Below are 17,369 nucleotides of genomic sequence, written 5' to 3'. Positions count from 1 at the left end.
ACGAGATGACCAACAAGGACCTGACCGACCTGCCCCCCGCTCTGGCGGCTCGGCCGCGAGACGAGAAGCGAGGCCTGCCGATCCCCGCCATCAACGTGCACGATGATGGCGTCGACTTCGTGGTCATCAACGGCGAGGCCGCCCTGCGGCTGGCCCTCGCGGACTGGTGCTCGCTGTGCGGCACACCGCTTGAGGGGCCGGCCGCGTTCCTTGGCGGCCCGATGTCGGCGCAGACGGGCTGCTACTCGGACCCGCCGATGCGCGAGGCCTGTGCACAGGCGGCGCTCACGCTGTGCCCGCACATTGCCCGGTCGAATGCCCGCCGTGCTGGCGAGCGCCGCGTCGCGGAGGACTCTGCTGTGGCGGTCGGGTTCACCCTGGAGAAGCCCGAGGAGTGGGTGATGGTTCTCGCGTCCGGCTACCTCGTCGGCTCCACGCCCGCCGCGGGCGGCGGCTTGGTCCCCGTGTTCGTCGTGCGGGAGCGGCTGCGCGAGCGTCGATTCGGATACCAGGACGGCGTGTTGACCGAGACGGCCGCCGCCTGACGGCGCGACCTTAACGGCTGGCCCGGCCTAGCGTCCCGGCACACCAACCACCCGATCTGGGGAGGAAATCGTGCCGATCAGCAATCGGGCCGACCGCGGGCGGGAGGCGAGCCGATGAAGCTCGTCTCCCGCTCCGAGTGGGGCGCGGCAGCGCCCACCGGCGCCTACACCCGCATCAGCTCCACGCGCGGCGTCAAGATCCACTATGAGGGCTCGTCCGTGCCCGGCGGCCTGCTGGCCGACCACGGCCGATGCGCCGGCCACGTCCGCGACGTTCAGCGCTCCCACCTCGACAACCGGAGCGAGAACTGGATCGACATCGCCTACTCCTTCCTCGTCTGCCCGCATGGGTACGTGTTCGAGGGGCGCGGCCTGAACAGGAAGAACGGCGCGAACGGCAACCCGGCACTGAACGCGGGCCACTACGCGGTCTGCGCGATGGTCGGTACTTCGGGGATCACCTCGCCGACCGACGCGATGCTCGACGGCCTGGTGGACGCCGTCGAGTACTGCCAGGTGCAGGGCGGCGCCGGCGGCGAGGTCCGCGGCCACAAGGACGGCTATCCGACGTCGTGCCCGGGGGACGAGCTGTACTCCTGGGTGCAGCGTGGCACGCCCCGGCCCGGCGGCGGTGGGGGCGACGGCGGGACGCCCGACCCCCAGCCGGCGGGCGACAGCGCCGGCGTCTACACCGTGCAGCCGGGCGACACCCTCAGCGCCATCGCCGGGCGCTTCGAGACCGGGGTGGCGCAGCTGGTCGCGCTCAACGGCATCGCCGACCCGGACCGGATCCAGGCCGGCCAGCAGCTCCAGGTTCCGGCCCCGCCCTTCCCGGGGCGCGAGCACTTCGTGCTGGGCGCGCACAGTTCCTACGCCCAGCAGTTGCAGACCTGGCTCCAGGCGGGCGACTGGGGTCCGCCGTACCGGGTGGGGCCGAGCGAGGACATGGAGGCGCTGGACCTTCGGAAGGTGCAGGCGCTTCAGGAGTACTACGTCGGCGATCTCGGGCCTGCGGACGGGCTGACCGGGCCGTTGACGTGGCTGTACGCCTACCAGACCGCTCACGGGCTGCGGTCCCGGTAGGGGTCAACTCGGTTGCGGGGCGGGCACTTTGAGTGCCCGCCCCGCACTGAAAGTTACTGGGGTCACCTTATTTGACTCAGGTCTATTTTGTGCGAGGCTGGTCCTGCCAGCCGGGGACCGCGAACCCCCGGCCCGACGAAGGAGATAGCCCGATGACTGAAACCACCCCCGCCGACGAGACCCGCACCGAGGACGGCCCCCGCCCCCGCCGCACCCTCACCCTGCGCCTCGACGTGCGGACCCTCGTGGCACTGGGCCTGGCCGGAACCGGGTTCATCACCGGCTCCCTGGTGATGAGCCACCCGGCGGCCGCCCCGGCCCCCGGCGCCCAGCCCGCTCAGACCCCGATCGTGCCGAGCCTGACGGCCACCCCCGTGCACCTGGGCACCGAGACCCCGACGGCCCCCGCCCTGCCGACCCTGACCCCGGTCCTGACGAGCGCCCCGGGGGCCCCGGCCCCGACCGTCCCCGCCCTGAGCCCGATCCCGGTCGTTCCCGCCCTGAGCCCGGCCCCGGCCCTCCCGACGCAGACCGGCGAGCAGAACGGCCCGGCCTCGGCCCCGGCCCCGCTCCCGGCCGTGACCGTCACCGTCACCCACGTGCAGACGGCCCCGACCGTCGGAGCACCGTCCCCGACCGGCGGCCCGAGCGCCTGCGTCCCGTCCCCGTCCCCGTCCCCGACGGGGGCGGCCAGCCCGGCCCCCAGCCCGAACCCGAGCACCGACCCGACCCCGACCAGCGTGCCGGTCACCCCCGGCCGCCCGACCTCCAGCCGCTGACCCCGCGCCTGACCGGCCCCGCCCCGGCGGGGCCGGTCAGGCCCCCTCTGAAAGGACGCCCACCACCATGCGTGGCACCGCACTGCTCGTCGGCTCCCTCCTCGCCGGACTGGTGCTCGGAAGCATCAGCGGTGCCGCCATGGCCCGCAGCGCCGACGGCCCCTCTCCGGCCCCCGCCGTCACCACCTCCCGGCCCGCCGACCCCGGCTGCACCGCCCCGGCGGCCCCGGCCAAGCCCGCTGTCGGCCCGCCGAAGCCCTCCCCGGGCCCGGCCCCGGCGCCCGCGCCGCGCGCGGCGTAGGCGCCCCCGAACCCGGGCCGGGCGACGTGACCACGCACCGTCGCCCGGCCCGGAACCACCCCTAACCCACCGCAGGAGCAGACCCATGACCATCAACAAGCGCGTCCTCATCGATCGCCTCGCCCCCGTGCTCGGAGGCCGGCGGCCCGCAGCCCTCGCCATCGAGGCCGTCCTCGACGCCATCGTGCGTGCCGTCGTCGAGGGCGAGCCGGTGGCCGTCACCGGCTTCGGAACCTTCGAAGCCGTCGAGACCGCGAGCCGCAACGCCCGCAACCCCAAGACCGGCGGCAGGATCGTCGTGCCCGCGCGTCGAGTCCCCCGCTTCCGCCCCCACTCGCGGTTCCGCGACCTCGCCGACGGCCGCCGCGACCTGCCGCAGGACGGTAGCGCGATCCGCAAGGACCCCAAGGGCACCCACACCTCGACCAGGGGTGCGGAGTGAGCGGCCTCGCGGCACAACTCGCGGCGCTGTTCGCCCAGTTCCAGCCCGAGCCCCCCACTCCGTACGTCCTGCGCCGCGACATCGACGTCTCCGGCGTCTCCGGTACGGGCGTGGTCGCGGAGGGCTGCGTTTTCTCGACCGCCGCCGGGTCCAGGGGCGTCACCCGCTGGCGAGGCGAGCGCGGTTCCACCGTCGCATGGGACCACGCCGTCGACGTCGAGTCGATCCACGGCCACGACGGGGCGACGAGCGTCGTCCTCCTGCCGCTGCCGGCCATGATCCACGCGCTCACGTCCATTGCCGAACTCGGGCAGCAGCGAGGGGGCGACGAGTGGGCGCGGGGCTGGAACGAGGCGCTGCGCGCGGTCCATGGGCTGGTCGGGCGGGCCCTGGCGTCGCACCTGGCCGCCGCCGAGGAGCGCGCCGAGCCCAGCTAGATGTACTTTAGTGTTCTTTATTGACCTAGGTCTATTCCTGCGGGAGGCTGGTACCGCCAGCCGGGGACCGCGAACCCCCGGCCCGACCTAGGAGAACCGACCGATGGCCTTCAGCAACGGGACCCACCCGCCCCTGAACGACGGATCGACCGTGGAGTACCTCGGGCGAGTGGAGTCCCTGCGGCACCAGATGTTCACCGCCCGCCCCGGCACGCTCCCCTGCGACACGTACGCGGACGAGAACGGCGAGCAGCAGCACCTGTACAACCTCCTGCGCGACGACGAACTGGTGCTCAGCCACGTGCACCCGAAGGACCTCATGGACTGGACCCCGCCGACGGACGAGAACGGGCAGACGCTCGACCCCTTCGCCCCGGAACACGGCTAGCCCGAGCGGCCCGGCGGCAGGGGCCACCCTGCCGCCGGGCCCGCGCCGCCCGCCCGCCACCAGACCAGGGAGCACACCGTGGAACCGACCAGGGCCATCTACCACGGCAGCAAGACCGAACTGCACGGCCGCATCTTCACCCTCGCCACCAACGAGCGCTGCACCGGCCACCCCGAGGTGCCCTTCGGCGGGCTTGGGGAGTGCATCGTCCTCCTCGCCCCTGACGGCAGCAGCCTCCAGCACGTCCACCCGGGCAGCTTCACCGTCCTCGCCCCCGACGGCGACCCGCTCCACCGCGACGCCCAGGACGGCGACTGGACGTGGCTACCCGGCCGAGGCGAGGCGCGCTTCGCCTACGCCGAACCCGGCACCATCCCCGGGACCGCGCAGGTCCACTACTACGCGTTCACCGGCCGCTGGATCATCCTGTCCGCGCTCGTGCGCCGCGAAGACCGCACCGCCAAGCGCTCCCGTTACACCTCCCCGCAGGACCTGCTCGCCTGGCGCATCCGCGCCGCCCTGGACGACCTCGCCGCCGACTGCAACCACACCATCACCGACGCCTACGGGCGCTGCGCCGACCGCCTGGAACGGCACATGCAGCACATCGAACTTGCCCTGCCCGCTGCGTCGCGCGCCGGCCACCCGGCCGCAAGCCACTGAGAGAGGACCCCATGCGCGTCTTCACCGCCACCACCTACCAGGACGACGGCCAGGCCGTCACCCCGGTGAGCATCGCGCTCCTGCGCGAGGACGGCGTCTCCTACTACGCCATCGACAGCTCGATCGGGCGCGTCCGCATCGACCCCGCCCAGACGATCGGACCGGGCCTCGTCCACATCCCGTGGTGCGACGGCCGCCTCGACCGCCGCGACCGGGACGTGCGCACCCGTGACCGGCTCGCCTGCGAGCTTCGGTGGTTCCTCAAGGACACCCCCAGTCCCGAACTGTGGTCGTGGCGCGGGGACACCGACCACCTGGTCCTCGCCCGGATGTGCCACCGCCTCGGAGCGCTGCCCCGCGACGTGCCGGACTGGGTGGGAAGCCTGCGCCAGGAAGCCCACCGCCTCGACCTGCCCTTGCGGGACCTGCCCCGGTGGCCGCATTCCAGGGATCATCCGATGGAGACCGCCCGCCACTTCCAGCGCATCGCCCGCTGTCTGGACGCCGCAGCCGCTGCCGACCCCCGCGACCTGGACACCGCACACCGGGGCGGTGGCTGGTGAACATCCCCAACCACGCGACCCTGATCGGCAGCCTGCTGCGCGACCCGGAGTTCTACGCGGCGCCCGGCGCGCTCGCCCGGGCGAAGTTCACCCTGCTGCAGCGCCCGCGGCTCGCCGAGCCCGGCCAGCCGCGCGATCCGCAGGTCAAACAGCTGACCGTGCGGTGCGTCGTCTGGCAAGACCTCGCGTACAAGACGGCGCAGACCCTGCGGGCGAACGACCGCGTCATCGTGGTCGGGCACCTCACCCAGCGCGTGCACCAGCCGCCCGGCGAGAGCGCCCGACTGCTGGTCGAGCTGACCGTCGATGCGCTCGGCACCCTGCTGTAGAACCCGTTCGGCGTGCCCGCGCCCTGCCCGGCAGGACGCGGGCACGCCGCGCTGTTCGCCAGCCCCCGCACCCCCTGATAGACATAGACGACCCCCGGCCCCGGTCGGACCACAGCACGAAGGAGAGCACCGATGAGCGGCAAGGAGCCGGCCGCGACGCCGAAGCGCAGCAAGCCGCGCCGCACTGCGAGCCCCGGAGCACGGCTCGCCGCCGCCGTTGAGGAGCTGCAAGCCGCACTCGCGGCCGTCGAGGAAGCCGGACCGGAGCCGATGGATCTGCTCGACCAGCTCCGCGACCCGCTCGAGGTGATCGACAACACCGCCACCAAGATGCGCGAGATGCGCCTCGAAGCTGTCGTCGCCGCGTACCCCGACCGGTCCGTGCCCGTGTACCGGATCTCTGACGCCTCCGGGCTGGCCCCCGCCCTCGTGACCCGCTACGCCAAGCAGGCAGGGCTGGAACTGCGCAACCGCCGCGCGAGCAGCTAGCTGGTGACTTCGCACATGGGGTTTTAGGTTTCCAGCCAGCGGGGTCGGGTTTCGTCGATGCCGAGGAGTTCGAGCAGGTGTGCTTGGACTCCTTGGTTGATGAGGATGACGGGTGGGCTGGTGGTGGTGCCGGGGCGGAGCATGAGGTTTTCGAGGTGGTAGAGGATCATGCGTCCGGTGGGGCGGACCTTGCGGTTGTCGGGGTAGAGGCCGCCCATGGCCTGCTCGGGGCCCAGGGCCTGGCGGACCTGGCGTTCGATCAGGCAGAACACGAGCAGGGCCAGGCAGATGACGGTGATCAGGGCGGCGATGCGCCGGTTGTGTTCCAGGAAGATCGGGGCGACGGCGAGAGGGCCCTTGAAGTCGTTGTAGCGGCGCTCGACGACGCCTTGGCCCTTGTAGCGCTTGAGGACCTCGGCGGCGTCGGCCTGCTCGGGAGTGAGCCGGGTGACCAGGGCGTACCAGCCGTCGGCGGCGGCCTCGGTGTCCAGGACGTCCTGATCGAAGTGCCAGGTCAGCGACGGGCGCCCGTCGGAATCGATAGTGACCTCGGTGCGCAGGCAGGTCGCGACCCGGCGGGTCTTGGCGATCACACCGATGCGGGCCTCGACCTTGGCCGCGGTGTTGTAGAAGCGGCCGCCGGCCGAGCGCCGCAGCTTCTCCAGGTCCTCGGCGGCCCGGGCCAGGCGCTTGGCGCGGGCGGCCTGCCGGCCCTTGGCGTTGCCGGTGGAGTGGACCAGGATCCTGCGCAGCCGGTGCTGCGGGTCGCTCTTGCGTGGCCCGGTCATGACGTGGACGTCTTCCAGGACCCGGTAGGACTCCCGCTGGTCGGCGGGGGTGTTCCGGTCGCGGTCGCGGTCGTTGGCGTAGTCGACCAACGGGGCGGACCGAAGGTCGAGGGCGGCGTAGACATCCGCTTTGACCTGGGCGGCCGGGAGCGGGGCGATGAAGTCGACCCTCGCGTCCAGCAGCGCGGTGATGTTCGGGTAGGAGACGAGTTTGGAGTCCGCGACGAGCAGAAAGTCCTTGCGCTCGGCGATCTTCCGCAGGGCCTTCATCGCGCCGACGACCTGCGCGACCTCGCCCGCGCCGCCGTCGTAGACCCGGTGGAAGAGGGGGATCCCGCCGTCGCGGGTGACGGCCAGCCCGGCCTGGATCTGCTTCAGATCCACCCGCCGGTCCTTAGGGTGACCGTATCTGACTTGCGGAAAGCCCTCTTCCTGGTCCTCGTAGGCGCCGAACAGGGACATTGAGGTCATGTCCCAGTGAATTTGGGCGGTGTCGATGCCGAACTCCGCGATGGCCTGTGCGCCGACGGAGCCGGTGATCTCCTCCAGCTGCGGGGCGATGGCGTCGAGCGCGCGGGCGAGCCTGTCGTCGTTGAGCAGGTCCGGCTCGACGCCGAAGACCTCCTCGACGGCCCACGTCCTCGCCCAGTGCCCGACCCGGACCATCGAGGTCGGCGAGGACAACCGGTTGGCGACCAGGACCTCGATCACCTGCCCGTGCGTGAGGTGCGCGACCTCGCGGATCGGACACAGCTCGTCGATGATCCCGGCCACGTCCAGCCGGCGCAGAAACTCGGCAGAGGCGGGCAGAGCGCCCAGACGCCTCTCCACCACCGGGGCCAACTCCACCGTCATACGAGGACGCTGGACCCGGGAACGACGCGAACGAGATATCGACACGCCCTACCCAACGACCCGCCCTCGCCGAAGTACTGGCCACATCATCAGTTCATCCGAAACAGCTACATGCGGAGGATGGGGCTAGCCGCCGGCCATCTGCTCGCGAAGCTCGGCGAGCAGGTCGCGGCCGCTCCGGTACGCCCGGTCGGCCTCGAGGGCTTCCTGCTCCCACGCGGCCAGCTCCTCGTCGTCCATGAGCTCCCACGGGGCGGGGCCGGAGGCGACGCCGAGACTGTACTCGTCCTGCTCCTCGGCCTCGTCCTCGGCGAGCTTGCCGACCTTGCGCTTGATCCCCTCGTCGCGGTCCCGGCGCTCCAGCACCATCTCGAGGGAACCGTCCACGCACCCGAAGCCGGTGACGCGAACGAGCGGCGCGGGACGCGTCCGCGACTCGACGTAGTCGCGGAGTGCGGTCCACTTCCGCCGGCTTAGGACCGCTCGTCGGCCCGGTCCTGCGGCATCGTCGAAAGCGGTGAGGAGCGCCTCCAGCTGCGCCTGGGTCGGCAGGGCGCGCCCGGCCAGGATCAGGTCGACGGTGCTCTTCGGCACCCGGCAGCCGGCAGCTTTCGACAGGTCTTCAAGGACCTTGAGCGAGGGTTGCCCGGCCCGCGCCCGTATCCGCCTCAGCCCCAGCCCCAGGCTGGCCATGGTGCGCCTGGGGCGGCGGCTCGCAGCTGGCCCGGCCGCTGCTGGGCCGACGTGTTCGGGATCGCGGAGAACGGGAGGGGCCGCCTGCTCTCCAGCCGGCGGAGCGGAGCGCTGGACGGCCACCGCCGCCCACAAGGAGTGGATCTCCCGCTCGGCCTGGTGCCGGGCGTGCGCGTCAGCGGGGTCCGCGGCCGCACGGGCGAACGCGAGCACGGTGTCGAGACGGGGGAGACGGTGGCCGGCGGCGGCCTGGCTGAGGGTGGAGGCCCCCTTCGGCTTGTCGTCGGCCTTGGTGCGCTTGGCGAGAGCGGTGTAGGTGAGGCCGCTGGCCGCCTTCATCCGGCGCAGCGCGACCGCCAGTGCGTGCAGGTGCGGACCAGCTTCCGCCGGCAGCGGGTTGGCGCGGCGCCCCATGATCAGCGGGCCCGCCCGTCGAGCTGGCCGCCGCCAGGGCGCCCGCGGGTGATCAAGCTGCTCGCGGCGGTCGCTATCACGATCAGGGTGTCCGGGGCGGGCGTACCGGTCAGCGCCAGGACGGCGAGCACCACGACCAGAAAGGCGAGGAAGAGGGCTTCGGGGCCGGACAGGCCGCTCTGGGTGAGGGCGTTGGCCGATGAGGGCAGGAACTTCATGCGGATCTCCTGAGAGGCGTAGCGGGCGTGCCGTGCGGTCTGGCGGCGGCGCTGGGACGGTCGATCAACTCGGCTGCATCGGCGGCCGGTTACGGGTTGAGTACATCTCGATTCCGGCCCGCCCGGCTACTCCGTTCGTCTCGCGAGGTCGACCGACGTCAGACTGCCGCGAGATTCAGGTGAGTGCGCTGACCTGCCGTTTCCCGCGACTTTGATCCGCTAGCGTCCAGCCGTCTCGGCCGCTCCAGCCCGCCCCGACCTCGGGCTCGGCGCCCGCCGGGGCCGGGCTTCCGGGTGGCCGCCGACCGGTGCGGAAGTCCCCGAACTTCGCCCCTCGAAGGGTGTGCCCATGGGCGCCCGCCCAAGAATAGACTGAGGTCAAGAAAGCAGACGGAAGTCAGCTTCGTTGCCCGCCCGGACCGCGAACCCGGGCAGACCTCACAGGAGAACCCCATGCGCGACAGCGACGTCATCACCGGCCGGGCCGACCTCGGCGCGATCGACAACACCACCGGCGAGGCGGCCTTCTACTCCCACCGCCAGCCCGCCTGGCACGGCCTCGGCACCGTCACCGAGGAGGCGAAGAGCAGCGACGAAGTCCTGCACCTCGCCAAGCTGGACTGGCAGGTCGAGAAGCTGCCGATCCTGCCGATGAACAAGGGCAAGCTCGGCAAGAAGATCCCCAACCGCTTCGCCACCGTCCGCACCGACACCGGCGACTGGGTCGGCGGCCTCGTCGGCAACACCTGGACCCCCATCCAGAACCGCGAAGCCTTCACCTTCCTGGACGAGCTGGTCGGCGGCGGCCACGTCACCTACGAGACCGCCGGTGCGCTCGACGGCGGCCGGGTCGTCTTCATGTCGGTCATGTCGCCGAGCATCACCATCGACCCCGAGGGTGCGGCCGACCGCATCGACCTCTTCACGCTGTTCGCCAACAGCCACGACGGCCGCTCCGCCGCCGTCGCCATCGAGACCCCGGTGCGGGCGGTGTGCACCAACACCCTCGACCTCGCCGTCAACGAGGCCCAGCGCGTCTGGAAGGTCCGCCACACCGTCGACGCCCTTGACCGGCTGGACGAGGCCCGTCGCACCCTCGGCTTCACCGAGGACTACGCCGCAGCCCTGGAAGCCGAGGCCACCGCCCTGTACCAGCAGGCGATGACCAACCAGGAGTTCGACAAGCTGATCGCCCAGCTGTGGACGCCCCCGACCGAGGGCGCCCGCAAGAACCTGGTCGAGGCCCACGAGGGACGGCGCGACCGGCTCCACCACCTGTTCGCCGAGGCCCACACCCAGGACAACATCCGGGGCACCCGCTGGGCTGCCCTCCAGGCGATCGTTGAGTTCGAGGACTACTTCCGCACCGTCAAGACCCCCGAGGCCCTGACCGAGCAGGAGCACCGCGCCAACCTGGCGATGACCACCCTGCTGCACGACCAGAAGAGCCCGCTCAAGGACAAGGCGAAGGCCCTGCTGCTCGCGGCCTGACCCGGCGGCCGGGGGCTCACGGGCCCCCGGCCGACCGGCCCCCTCCACCTCACCCCGGCCGCGCCGCCCGACGGCGCGGCCCCACCTGGAACGAGGAACCGCCATGTCCGACAGCACCCCTTCCACCATCGAGACGGCCGACCTGGCCGACTTCGTTGCCGGCGCGCTCGGGCGCGAACCGGCCGGGCAGATCGTCCTGGTCGAGTTTGGCGAGCCCCTGCGCCTGCTCCTCGCGGACATCCCGGAGGACCCGAGCCGCTGGTCGTCCTTCGCCCGGGCGTTCATCGGCGACATCGCCGAGTTGCCCGCCACCAGCAAGGGGCAGCGCGGCGTCGCGCTGCTCGTCCACGCCCGCGACGGCCACGGCATCGAGGACATCGACTCCTGCGCCGCCGTGTGGCGCCACCTCGCCGCCGCGTGCGCGAGGTACGGCCTGACCGTGCTCGAAAGCCAGTTCATCACCCCCACCCACTGGTGGCCCCTGCCCGCCGAGCCGGCCACCGGCACCCCTGGTCCGGGAACACCCCGCGCCGCCGGGCGGCCGACGGCTGACGGGCGTCCCGGGGACGGGGCGGAGGGCGCCGCGGGTGTGGTGGCCGACGCCGTGCGCGCCTTCGCACGTGAGCTGGAAGGCGGTCACGAGGCCGTCAAGCAGCACATCGTGCCGCTGCTCGCCGCCGTGCTGACCGGTCGCCGCGACGTCGAGGAACTGACCGACGCGGAGGCGGCGCAACTGCTCCTCGCGGTCCAGAACGGAGACGTCCTGCATACGGCCTCGACGTTCTGCGAGCCCGAGGAGGTGAAGCGGGCGGTGCTGCTGTGGCCGCGCGTCGCCCTCCTGTGCGCCGACCCCTATCGCCGTATGGCCGCCGCGCCGCTCACCTTGCTCGGCGCCGCGCTGTTGCTCGACGGCGACGTGCCGGCGGCCGCAGAGGCGCTGCTGCTGGCGCTGGAGGTCAAGCCGGGGGACCAACAGGCGCGGGCGCTGATGGGCCTGGTCTGCCTGGCGGAGCTCGACCAGGTCATCGGCGCGCCGGTGGCCGTGGCGGAGTCGCTGCGGGTTTCCCTTCGCGACTGCCGCGAGGGGTAGCCGGGGCTGCGGTGTCGTCGGGGTGCCCGTCCTCGCCGGGACGGGCGCCCCGGTCCGGCCCCGACTGCGCTCCAAGCCGGGGGAATTGGGGTGTGCCCAACAGACGCGCCCTCAAATAGACTTAAGTCAAGAAAGAAGACGGAAGTCTTCTCCTGTTGCCGTTCCGGACCGCGAATCCGGACCAACCCTGATAGGGACCCATGAACGAGAAGCTGCTCGTGCTCAACGGCATCGAAGGCCTGGTTCACCTGCTGCCGCACCTTTTCGAGTACCACCCCGAGAACAGCGTGGTTCTCGCCGGCATCACCCCGACCGGTACGCCGCTCGGAATCCTCCGCACCGATCTGCCCGCCGACCCCGCCCACTGGCCGTCCATGGCCGACGAACTCGTCCGCCGACAGCAGGACGACTCCGCGTCGTTCCTGTTCCCGACCCACCGGCTCGTCGCCTACGTCTGCCCCGACCCGGCTGACCCGGACTACGGGCCGCAGTCCCGCCTCACCCACCAGCCCATCACCGACCACCTGCGCGAAGCGTGCCACCGCCGGGGGCTGGTCCTGAGCGAAGCGGTGTACGTGACCCGGTCCCGCTACTGGTCGATGCTGACGACCGGCCCCATCGACGGGCACCCCATCCCCGAACCGCCCGCAGCACTCGACTCGACCCACCTGCCGCGCAGCAGCGACGTCCTGAAGTCCTTCGCCCCCGCCACCGGGGCCCGGGCCGCCGCCATGACCGCGACCCTCGACACCGCCGTGCGCACCATGCACGCCGACATCCGCTCCGGCGGGCACCAGAGTGTCGTGGACGACGCGATCGACCTCGTGACCGCCACCATCGCCGAACTGGTCACCGGCGCCCGGCAGGCCAAGGACACCCCGGACGACCTCGCGGCCCGACTTCTGCTCGTCCTCCAGTACCGCGACGTGCTCAACACCGGGCTCATGCACTGCGAGGACCACGAGCTGACGGCCGCGAACGAGCTGTGGCTCGCCCTGGCCCGCCGCTGCCCCGCCGCCTACACCGACCATGCCGCCGCACCGCTCGCCCTCCACGCGTTCACCACATGGGCACTCGGCAACGGCGCCCCGTCCCGACTCGCCCTCCAGGCTGCCGAAGCGTGCCTCCCGGGCCAGGACCTGACGGACTTCCTCCTCAACGTCTTCAACAGCGGATCGAGCTTCCACGATCTGCGCAAGCACCTGCGTGAGGCCCGCGCTACCCGGCAGGACCCCGTCACGGGCTGAACCAGCCGTCGAGGGGGCCGCCCCACGGGCGGCCCCCGCACCACCCCAAGCCCATCCCGTGAACGGAGAGAATCTTGACCATCCGCCCGGTGCCCGCCTTCGACGTCAGGAACCCCGCACAGGCCGTCGAGGCACTGCCCTACCTGCTGGGCTTCCAGCCCGACCACGAGGGCATGGTGTTCGTCCTCACCTACGACACCCTGAACGACCGCCCGCTCTTCAGCCAGAAGCTGACGCTGCCCCGCAACGTGGAGGACCCGACGGAGACCGCCCACGACCTGCTGCACACCACGATGCACCGGCTGGAGGAGTTCAGTACCGGACCGACCAGCATCCTGCTGTACCTGTGCGCGGACGAGGAAGGCGCCCGCGACGGCCACAACGCGATGCGCCAGCACCGAGGCCTCGCGGACGCGCTGATCCTCTCGGCCGAGATCCACGGCGTGGACATCCTCGGCGTCACGTTCGTGACCCCCACCCACTGGTGGGCCTACCACGACCGCAACCCCCACTACCGGAGCGAGGGAATGCCTGTGGACGGCCCGGACAACCCCGGACCCGTCACCGTGAACGCCCTCGCGATGGGTGTCCCCACCCCGCCCAGCGGGGCGAAGATCGCCGCCGCCTTCAAACCCGTCACCGGGACCGACGCCGACACCCACCGGGCCGCGATCCGCGAAGCTGTCCGTCTGCGAGCCGAGCGAGTCCAGAGCAGCAGCTTCGACGCCGAGACGGAACGGCTCACAGCGATCCTCGACCGTCTGCTGCTGAACGGCGGCGACGGAACCCCCTTGACAGACCTCACCCCCGAGCAGACCGCCGAGTTGATCGTCGGACTGCGCCACCGGCCCCTGCGCGACGTCGCGCTCGGCTACATCGCACCGAACGAGCTCGCGCGCGCCCGCGAGCTGTGGGCGATGCTCGCCCGCCGCTGCACCAGCGACAGCACCACCTTTGTCGCCCCCCCTCTGACGCTCGCCGGGTTCGCCGCCGCCGTCGCCGGGGAGATCCCGGCCGCGCTCATCGCCACCGAACGGGCAAGGAACGCCGACCCGCGCTATCTGATGGCCGAGCTCCTGATGGAGCACATCATGATGACCGGCTCCGTGAAGGACCTCGCCGACGCGGTCCGGGAGGAGCACGAAAACCGCCTGCGCGGCCGAGACAACTGACCGACCGCCCGGGGGCGGGTGCCCGTCACTCGCCCCCGGGGCCACGGCCCGCACCGCCAGTCCGACCGCAACCAGGGGGCACACCGTGAAGCACAGCGAAGCGCAGCTCGAACCGGACGACGAGACGGCGCCGGCCGTCGCGGACCCCGCCACGGGGGAGGTCCGGGTCCTCGCCCGCCTGTGCGACACCTGCATCTACCGGCCCGGGAACCTGATGAACCTCACGCCCGGCCGCGTGCGGCAGCTCGCCGCCGAAGCTCTCACCGCCAACGGGCACATCGTCTGCCACTCGACCCTGCCCGCCCTCGCCCCACCCGGCACCAAGGGCGCGATCTGCCGAGGCTTCGCCAACGCCCACGGCAACGCCATCCTCGCGCTGCGCATCGCCGCCGCCTTCGGCCGCATCGTCGAGGTGCCGCCGCCGGCCAAGGGGGCGTGAACCAGGCGGTCTGTCCGATGTCCGTGCGCAACCGCGGTACACCAGGGATGGTTCGCAAGTCCGATCTGCCGAGAGGGCGTACAGGTAAGCCCACCACTCGATACGGTGGCGTTCCGTAGCGGAACGGATACTGAAGCCGGGGGCCAGTGTGAAGGCCAGCAGCATCACGTTCGGGAAGTTCATCGCGCTGCGCCGTACGGCGAAGGGCTGGACGCAGCTGCGTCTGGCCCACGAGCTGAACCGCAGCGAGGACTGGATGTCCCAGGTCGAACGCGACATCCAAGGCGTCAAGGACCTGGCGCTGCTACGGCGCCTCGCCGAGGTGTTGGGCAGCGACCTCGGCGAGCTGATGGCCCTGTCCCAGCCTGCCGCCGATCGGCCAAGATCCCGCGCCCGGAAGCCGGCCTCGGCTACGCTGGCGAGCACTTGCGCTGCCGAGGAGGACGATGTGCGACGCCGCCCGTTCCTGACCCTGGCGACTGCCGCCCTCTTCGCCTCTGCCACCGGCCAGGAAGCCGCGCACGCCGAGGAGAAGGCCCCGCTGGACGGGCTGGAAGACCTCCTGCTGTACGGGGCGAGCCGGATTCCGGCACCCCGCAGCGAGCCAACCCACCAGTCGGTCGCCGCTACGCTTCTGATGTCCCGTCGCGAGTTCAAGGCGGCCCAGTACGACGCGCTCGCCGAAGCACTGCCGAGCCGGATCGCCGCTGCCCAGATGGTCGGCAGCACCGAGGAGCGGGCGCGCAACGTCGCCCAGCTCTACAACCTCGCGGTCCGGCTGTGCATCAAGATCGGCGACAACAACCTGGTGGCCATCACCGCCGACCGCGCCCTCACCGCCGCCCGGGCCGGCGGCGACCCCCTCGTGGTCGCGGAGGCCCAGCGGATGGTCTCCAGCTCCTGGCGCCGCCAGGGCAGCCTGGCCCGCGCAACGGACATCGTCGTGGTCGCCGCCGAGGAACTGCTCGCCGACAACACGGTGCCCGCCACCGCCCGACTGGCCCTCCGCGGAGACCTGTACGCCACCGCGGCCTACACCGCCGCCAAGTCCGGTGACCGCGCCTACGCGCACGCCCTGATCCGGGAAGCCGCGGACAGTGCTTCAGCCGCCGGCCGAACCTCAGGCCTGGTGGACGGCATTCAGGGCGTCGCCCTGCACGAGCTGTCCGTGCACTACGAGCTCGGCGACGCAGGGAAGGCGATCGAACTGGCCTCCACGATCGACCCGGCCGCCCTGCCGACCGCCGAACGGCAGGCCAGGTTCTTCACCGACGTCGCCCGCGCGTTCGACCAGTGGGGCAAGCCCGAACAGTGCTTCAAGGCCCTGCTGGCGGCTGAGGAAGCCGCTCCGCAGGAGATCCACCGAGGCGCCGTCCGAGGCCTGGCCGGCGGCCTGCTGAGGCACGACCGAAAGCTGCCCGGCGTCCGGGACTTCGCCGCCCGAGCAGGCGTCCAGATCGTCTGACCCGTAGCCGTACTACGGCCCGTAGCCCGACTACGGATCCGCCCCCCGGCCCGGCAGTTCACTGGGAACGTCCGTACCTCCCACCCGCTGCCGAAGGCCTCCCATGCCCAAGCACAGTACCCCCCTGAACACCGCCCGCGCCCGGCACGCCGCCGCGCCGCACGGACGGTTCGACGCCCTTCTCACCGGCCTGTGGGCCGCCCTGCACCTGCCGGTCATCGTGCTGCTCGCCTTCGCCGTCGACCACCAGACCGGTACCGGCGCCCAGCCGCCGACGGTGGCCGCCGAGCCCGACCAGTTCGCACCCTAGGAGCCCTCCGTGCCCCGTCGCACCCTGGCCTCCCTCACCACCCTGCGCCTCGGCGGCCCCACCAGCGACACCCTGACCATCTCCGACCCCAGCAACTGGCCGGACCTCGTCCACACCATCAACCGGCACGGCCACGACTCCCCCCTGACCCTCGGCCACGGCAGCAACGTCATCGCCTCCGACACCGGACACCCCGGCACCGTCGCCGTCATCAACACCCGCGGCATCACCACCAAGCGGGTCGACGACACCACGGTCGCCGTCACCGTGGACGCCGGCCACCCTCTCACCGACCTCACCGCCTGGGCCGCCACCGAACACCTCGCAGGGATCGAGTACCTGGCCGGCATACCCGGCACCGCCGGTGCCGCCCCCGTCCACAACGCCGGAGCGTACGGGCAGCAGATCTCCGATACCCTGCACCACCTGCACGCCTGGGACTGGCACGCCGGCCGCATGCGGACCCTCCCCGCCCGGGAATGCCGACTGGGCCACCGCCACAGCCGCTTCAAACAGGAACCCGGCCGCTGGACCATCCTGTCCACGACCCTCCACCTCACCCGCACCGGCACCGCCGCGCCAATCACCTTCCGGCGCCTCGCAGGCGAACTCGGCGTCCCCGTCGGCGCCCGCCCACCGCTCGCCGAGGCCACTGCGGCCGTCCTTGCCGACCGCGAGCAGCAAGGGCTACTCCTCGACCCGGACGGTCCCGACGGCCGGCAGGTCGGCTCCGCCTTCCTCGACCCGACCGTCACACCCGACCAGGCCGCCCGCTGGTCCTCCGCCGGCTGCCCCGTCCACACCGGCATCGACGGCCGCTGGCGAATGAGCGCCGGCTGGCTGCTCGAACTCGTTGGCTGCCACCCCGGATACCGGATCGCCGAGGGCATCCACTGCTCGCAGCGGCGCACCCTGGCGATCACGGTCCACGGTGAGACCACGGCCACGACCTTCGTCCAGGCCCTCGCCGACCTGGCGGCGCGGGTGGACGCCAACACCGGGATCAGCCTGCGCCTTGAACCCGTTCGCGTCGGCCAGTGGCCCGCGTAGGACCCGCGCCCCGCAGCGCAGGCCGCGACGCGACGATTCAACTACGCGGCCTTTCAGGGAACTTGGTGTGCCCATCCGGCGGGCAGTTGGAGAGGTTGGAGGTGGTGGGGCTGCCAAG

22 protein-coding genes are annotated in these 17,369 nt (G+C 71.9%); 19 read left to right on the top strand and 3 right to left on the bottom strand.

Annotated elements, in window-relative coordinates:
- The first annotated feature begins 5 nt into the window (after positions 1 to 5).
- The 11 genes from OG556_RS16180 (at position 6) to OG556_RS16130 (ending at position 6,019) form a co-directional block, all read left to right on the top strand.
- Positions 6 to 545 carry a hypothetical protein gene (locus OG556_RS16180; RefSeq protein ID WP_371517645.1) on the top strand — a complete coding sequence of 180 codons (540 nt, stop codon included), beginning with the start codon at positions 6 to 8 and terminating at the stop codon, positions 543 to 545.
- Between the two features lie 114 nt (positions 546 to 659).
- A complete protein-coding gene (locus OG556_RS16175) occupies positions 660 to 1,628 on the top strand; it encodes a LysM peptidoglycan-binding domain-containing protein (protein ID WP_371517644.1) in 969 nt (322 codons plus the stop codon).
- Between the two features lie 152 nt (positions 1,629 to 1,780).
- Positions 1,781 to 2,407, top strand: a complete 627-nt coding sequence (locus tag OG556_RS16170; RefSeq protein WP_371517643.1) for a hypothetical protein — start codon at positions 1,781 to 1,783, stop codon at positions 2,405 to 2,407.
- 67 nt (positions 2,408 to 2,474) lie between these two features.
- Entirely contained in the window at positions 2,475 to 2,708 is a 234-nt protein-coding gene (locus tag OG556_RS16165) for a hypothetical protein (protein WP_371517642.1), read from the top strand.
- A gap of 85 nt (positions 2,709 to 2,793) precedes the next feature.
- Positions 2,794 to 3,150, top strand: a complete 357-nt coding sequence (locus OG556_RS16160) for an HU family DNA-binding protein (RefSeq protein ID WP_371517641.1) — start codon at positions 2,794 to 2,796, stop codon at positions 3,148 to 3,150.
- Complete coding sequence (locus OG556_RS16155) at positions 3,147 to 3,587, top strand: hypothetical protein (protein WP_371517640.1); 441 nt, start codon at positions 3,147 to 3,149, stop codon at positions 3,585 to 3,587. The genes OG556_RS16160 and OG556_RS16155 overlap by 4 nt, the downstream gene beginning before the upstream one ends.
- A 103-nt stretch (positions 3,588 to 3,690) precedes the next feature.
- Positions 3,691 to 3,975, top strand: a complete 285-nt coding sequence (locus OG556_RS16150; RefSeq protein WP_371517639.1) for a hypothetical protein — start codon at positions 3,691 to 3,693, stop codon at positions 3,973 to 3,975.
- Positions 3,976 to 4,053: 78 nt separating this feature from the next.
- Positions 4,054 to 4,638: a hypothetical protein gene (locus OG556_RS16145; RefSeq protein ID WP_371517638.1), complete on the top strand. Its 585-nt coding sequence runs from the start codon at positions 4,054 to 4,056 to the stop codon at positions 4,636 to 4,638.
- 11 nt (positions 4,639 to 4,649) lie between these two features.
- Positions 4,650 to 5,201 carry a hypothetical protein gene (locus OG556_RS16140; protein WP_371517637.1) on the top strand — a complete coding sequence of 184 codons (552 nt, stop codon included), beginning with the start codon at positions 4,650 to 4,652 and terminating at the stop codon, positions 5,199 to 5,201.
- Positions 5,198 to 5,530 carry a single-stranded DNA-binding protein gene (locus OG556_RS16135; protein ID WP_371517635.1) on the top strand — a complete coding sequence of 111 codons (333 nt, stop codon included), beginning with the start codon at positions 5,198 to 5,200 and terminating at the stop codon, positions 5,528 to 5,530. Before OG556_RS16140 ends, OG556_RS16135 begins: the two co-directional genes overlap by 4 nt.
- Before the next feature lie 132 nt (positions 5,531 to 5,662).
- Positions 5,663 to 6,019: a hypothetical protein gene (locus OG556_RS16130; protein ID WP_371517634.1), complete on the top strand. Its 357-nt coding sequence runs from the start codon at positions 5,663 to 5,665 to the stop codon at positions 6,017 to 6,019.
- A 23-nt stretch (positions 6,020 to 6,042) separates the two neighbouring features.
- Here the strand turns inward: OG556_RS16130 and OG556_RS16125 are convergent, their stop codons facing one another.
- From OG556_RS16125 to OG556_RS16115, 3 genes are all read right to left on the bottom strand, one after another.
- On the bottom strand, positions 6,043 to 7,662 hold the full coding sequence (locus tag OG556_RS16125; protein WP_371517633.1) for an IS1634 family transposase: 1,620 nt from the start codon (positions 7,660 to 7,662) through the stop codon (positions 6,043 to 6,045).
- 126 nt (positions 7,663 to 7,788) lie between these two features.
- Complete coding sequence (locus tag OG556_RS16120; RefSeq protein ID WP_371517632.1) at positions 7,789 to 8,769, bottom strand: hypothetical protein; 981 nt, start codon at positions 8,767 to 8,769, stop codon at positions 7,789 to 7,791.
- Between the two features lie 2 nt (positions 8,770 to 8,771).
- Positions 8,772 to 8,987 carry a hypothetical protein gene (locus tag OG556_RS16115; RefSeq protein WP_371517631.1) on the bottom strand — a complete coding sequence of 72 codons (216 nt, stop codon included), beginning with the start codon at positions 8,985 to 8,987 and terminating at the stop codon, positions 8,772 to 8,774.
- A 453-nt stretch (positions 8,988 to 9,440) separates the two neighbouring features.
- On the opposite strand from OG556_RS16115, the gene OG556_RS16110 reads away from it, so the two are divergent.
- The 8 genes from OG556_RS16110 to OG556_RS16075 all read left to right on the top strand — a co-directional run bounded on the left by OG556_RS16110 (position 9,441) and on the right by OG556_RS16075 (position 17,251).
- Complete coding sequence (locus OG556_RS16110) at positions 9,441 to 10,478, top strand: DUF932 domain-containing protein (protein ID WP_371517630.1); 1,038 nt, start codon at positions 9,441 to 9,443, stop codon at positions 10,476 to 10,478.
- Between the two features lie 103 nt (positions 10,479 to 10,581).
- Positions 10,582 to 11,568, top strand: a complete 987-nt coding sequence (locus tag OG556_RS16105; RefSeq protein ID WP_371517629.1) for a DUF4192 family protein — start codon at positions 10,582 to 10,584, stop codon at positions 11,566 to 11,568.
- Between the two features lie 200 nt (positions 11,569 to 11,768).
- The gene (locus tag OG556_RS16100) at positions 11,769 to 12,815 is read left to right on the top strand and encodes a DUF4192 domain-containing protein (RefSeq protein ID WP_371517628.1); all 1,047 of its coding nucleotides are present in this window, start codon (positions 11,769 to 11,771) and stop codon (positions 12,813 to 12,815) included.
- Positions 12,816 to 12,889: 74 nt separating this feature from the next.
- The gene (locus OG556_RS16095; protein WP_371517627.1) at positions 12,890 to 13,987 is read left to right on the top strand and encodes a DUF4192 domain-containing protein; all 1,098 of its coding nucleotides are present in this window, start codon (positions 12,890 to 12,892) and stop codon (positions 13,985 to 13,987) included.
- Between the two features lie 85 nt (positions 13,988 to 14,072).
- Complete coding sequence (locus tag OG556_RS16090; RefSeq protein WP_371517626.1) at positions 14,073 to 14,426, top strand: hypothetical protein; 354 nt, start codon at positions 14,073 to 14,075, stop codon at positions 14,424 to 14,426.
- Between the two features lie 148 nt (positions 14,427 to 14,574).
- Positions 14,575 to 15,891, top strand: coding sequence for a helix-turn-helix domain-containing protein (locus tag OG556_RS16085; RefSeq protein ID WP_371517625.1), 1,317 nt, complete (start codon positions 14,575 to 14,577; stop codon positions 15,889 to 15,891).
- A gap of 103 nt (positions 15,892 to 15,994) precedes the next feature.
- Positions 15,995 to 16,201 (top strand): hypothetical protein, encoded by a 207-nt coding sequence (locus OG556_RS16080; RefSeq protein WP_371517624.1) that lies wholly within the window; start codon positions 15,995 to 15,997, stop codon positions 16,199 to 16,201.
- Between the two features lie 9 nt (positions 16,202 to 16,210).
- Positions 16,211 to 17,251, top strand: a complete 1,041-nt coding sequence (locus OG556_RS16075) for a UDP-N-acetylmuramate dehydrogenase (RefSeq protein WP_371517623.1) — start codon at positions 16,211 to 16,213, stop codon at positions 17,249 to 17,251.
- Positions 17,252 to 17,369: the final 118 nt, after the last annotated feature.

Source organism: Kitasatospora sp. NBC_01300 (assembly GCF_041435235.1).
Classification (GTDB): Bacteria; Actinomycetota; Actinomycetes; order Streptomycetales; family Streptomycetaceae; genus Kitasatospora.
The sequence above is the reverse complement of the archived record's forward strand: the minus strand, read 5'-3'. Positions and strand labels throughout refer to the sequence as shown.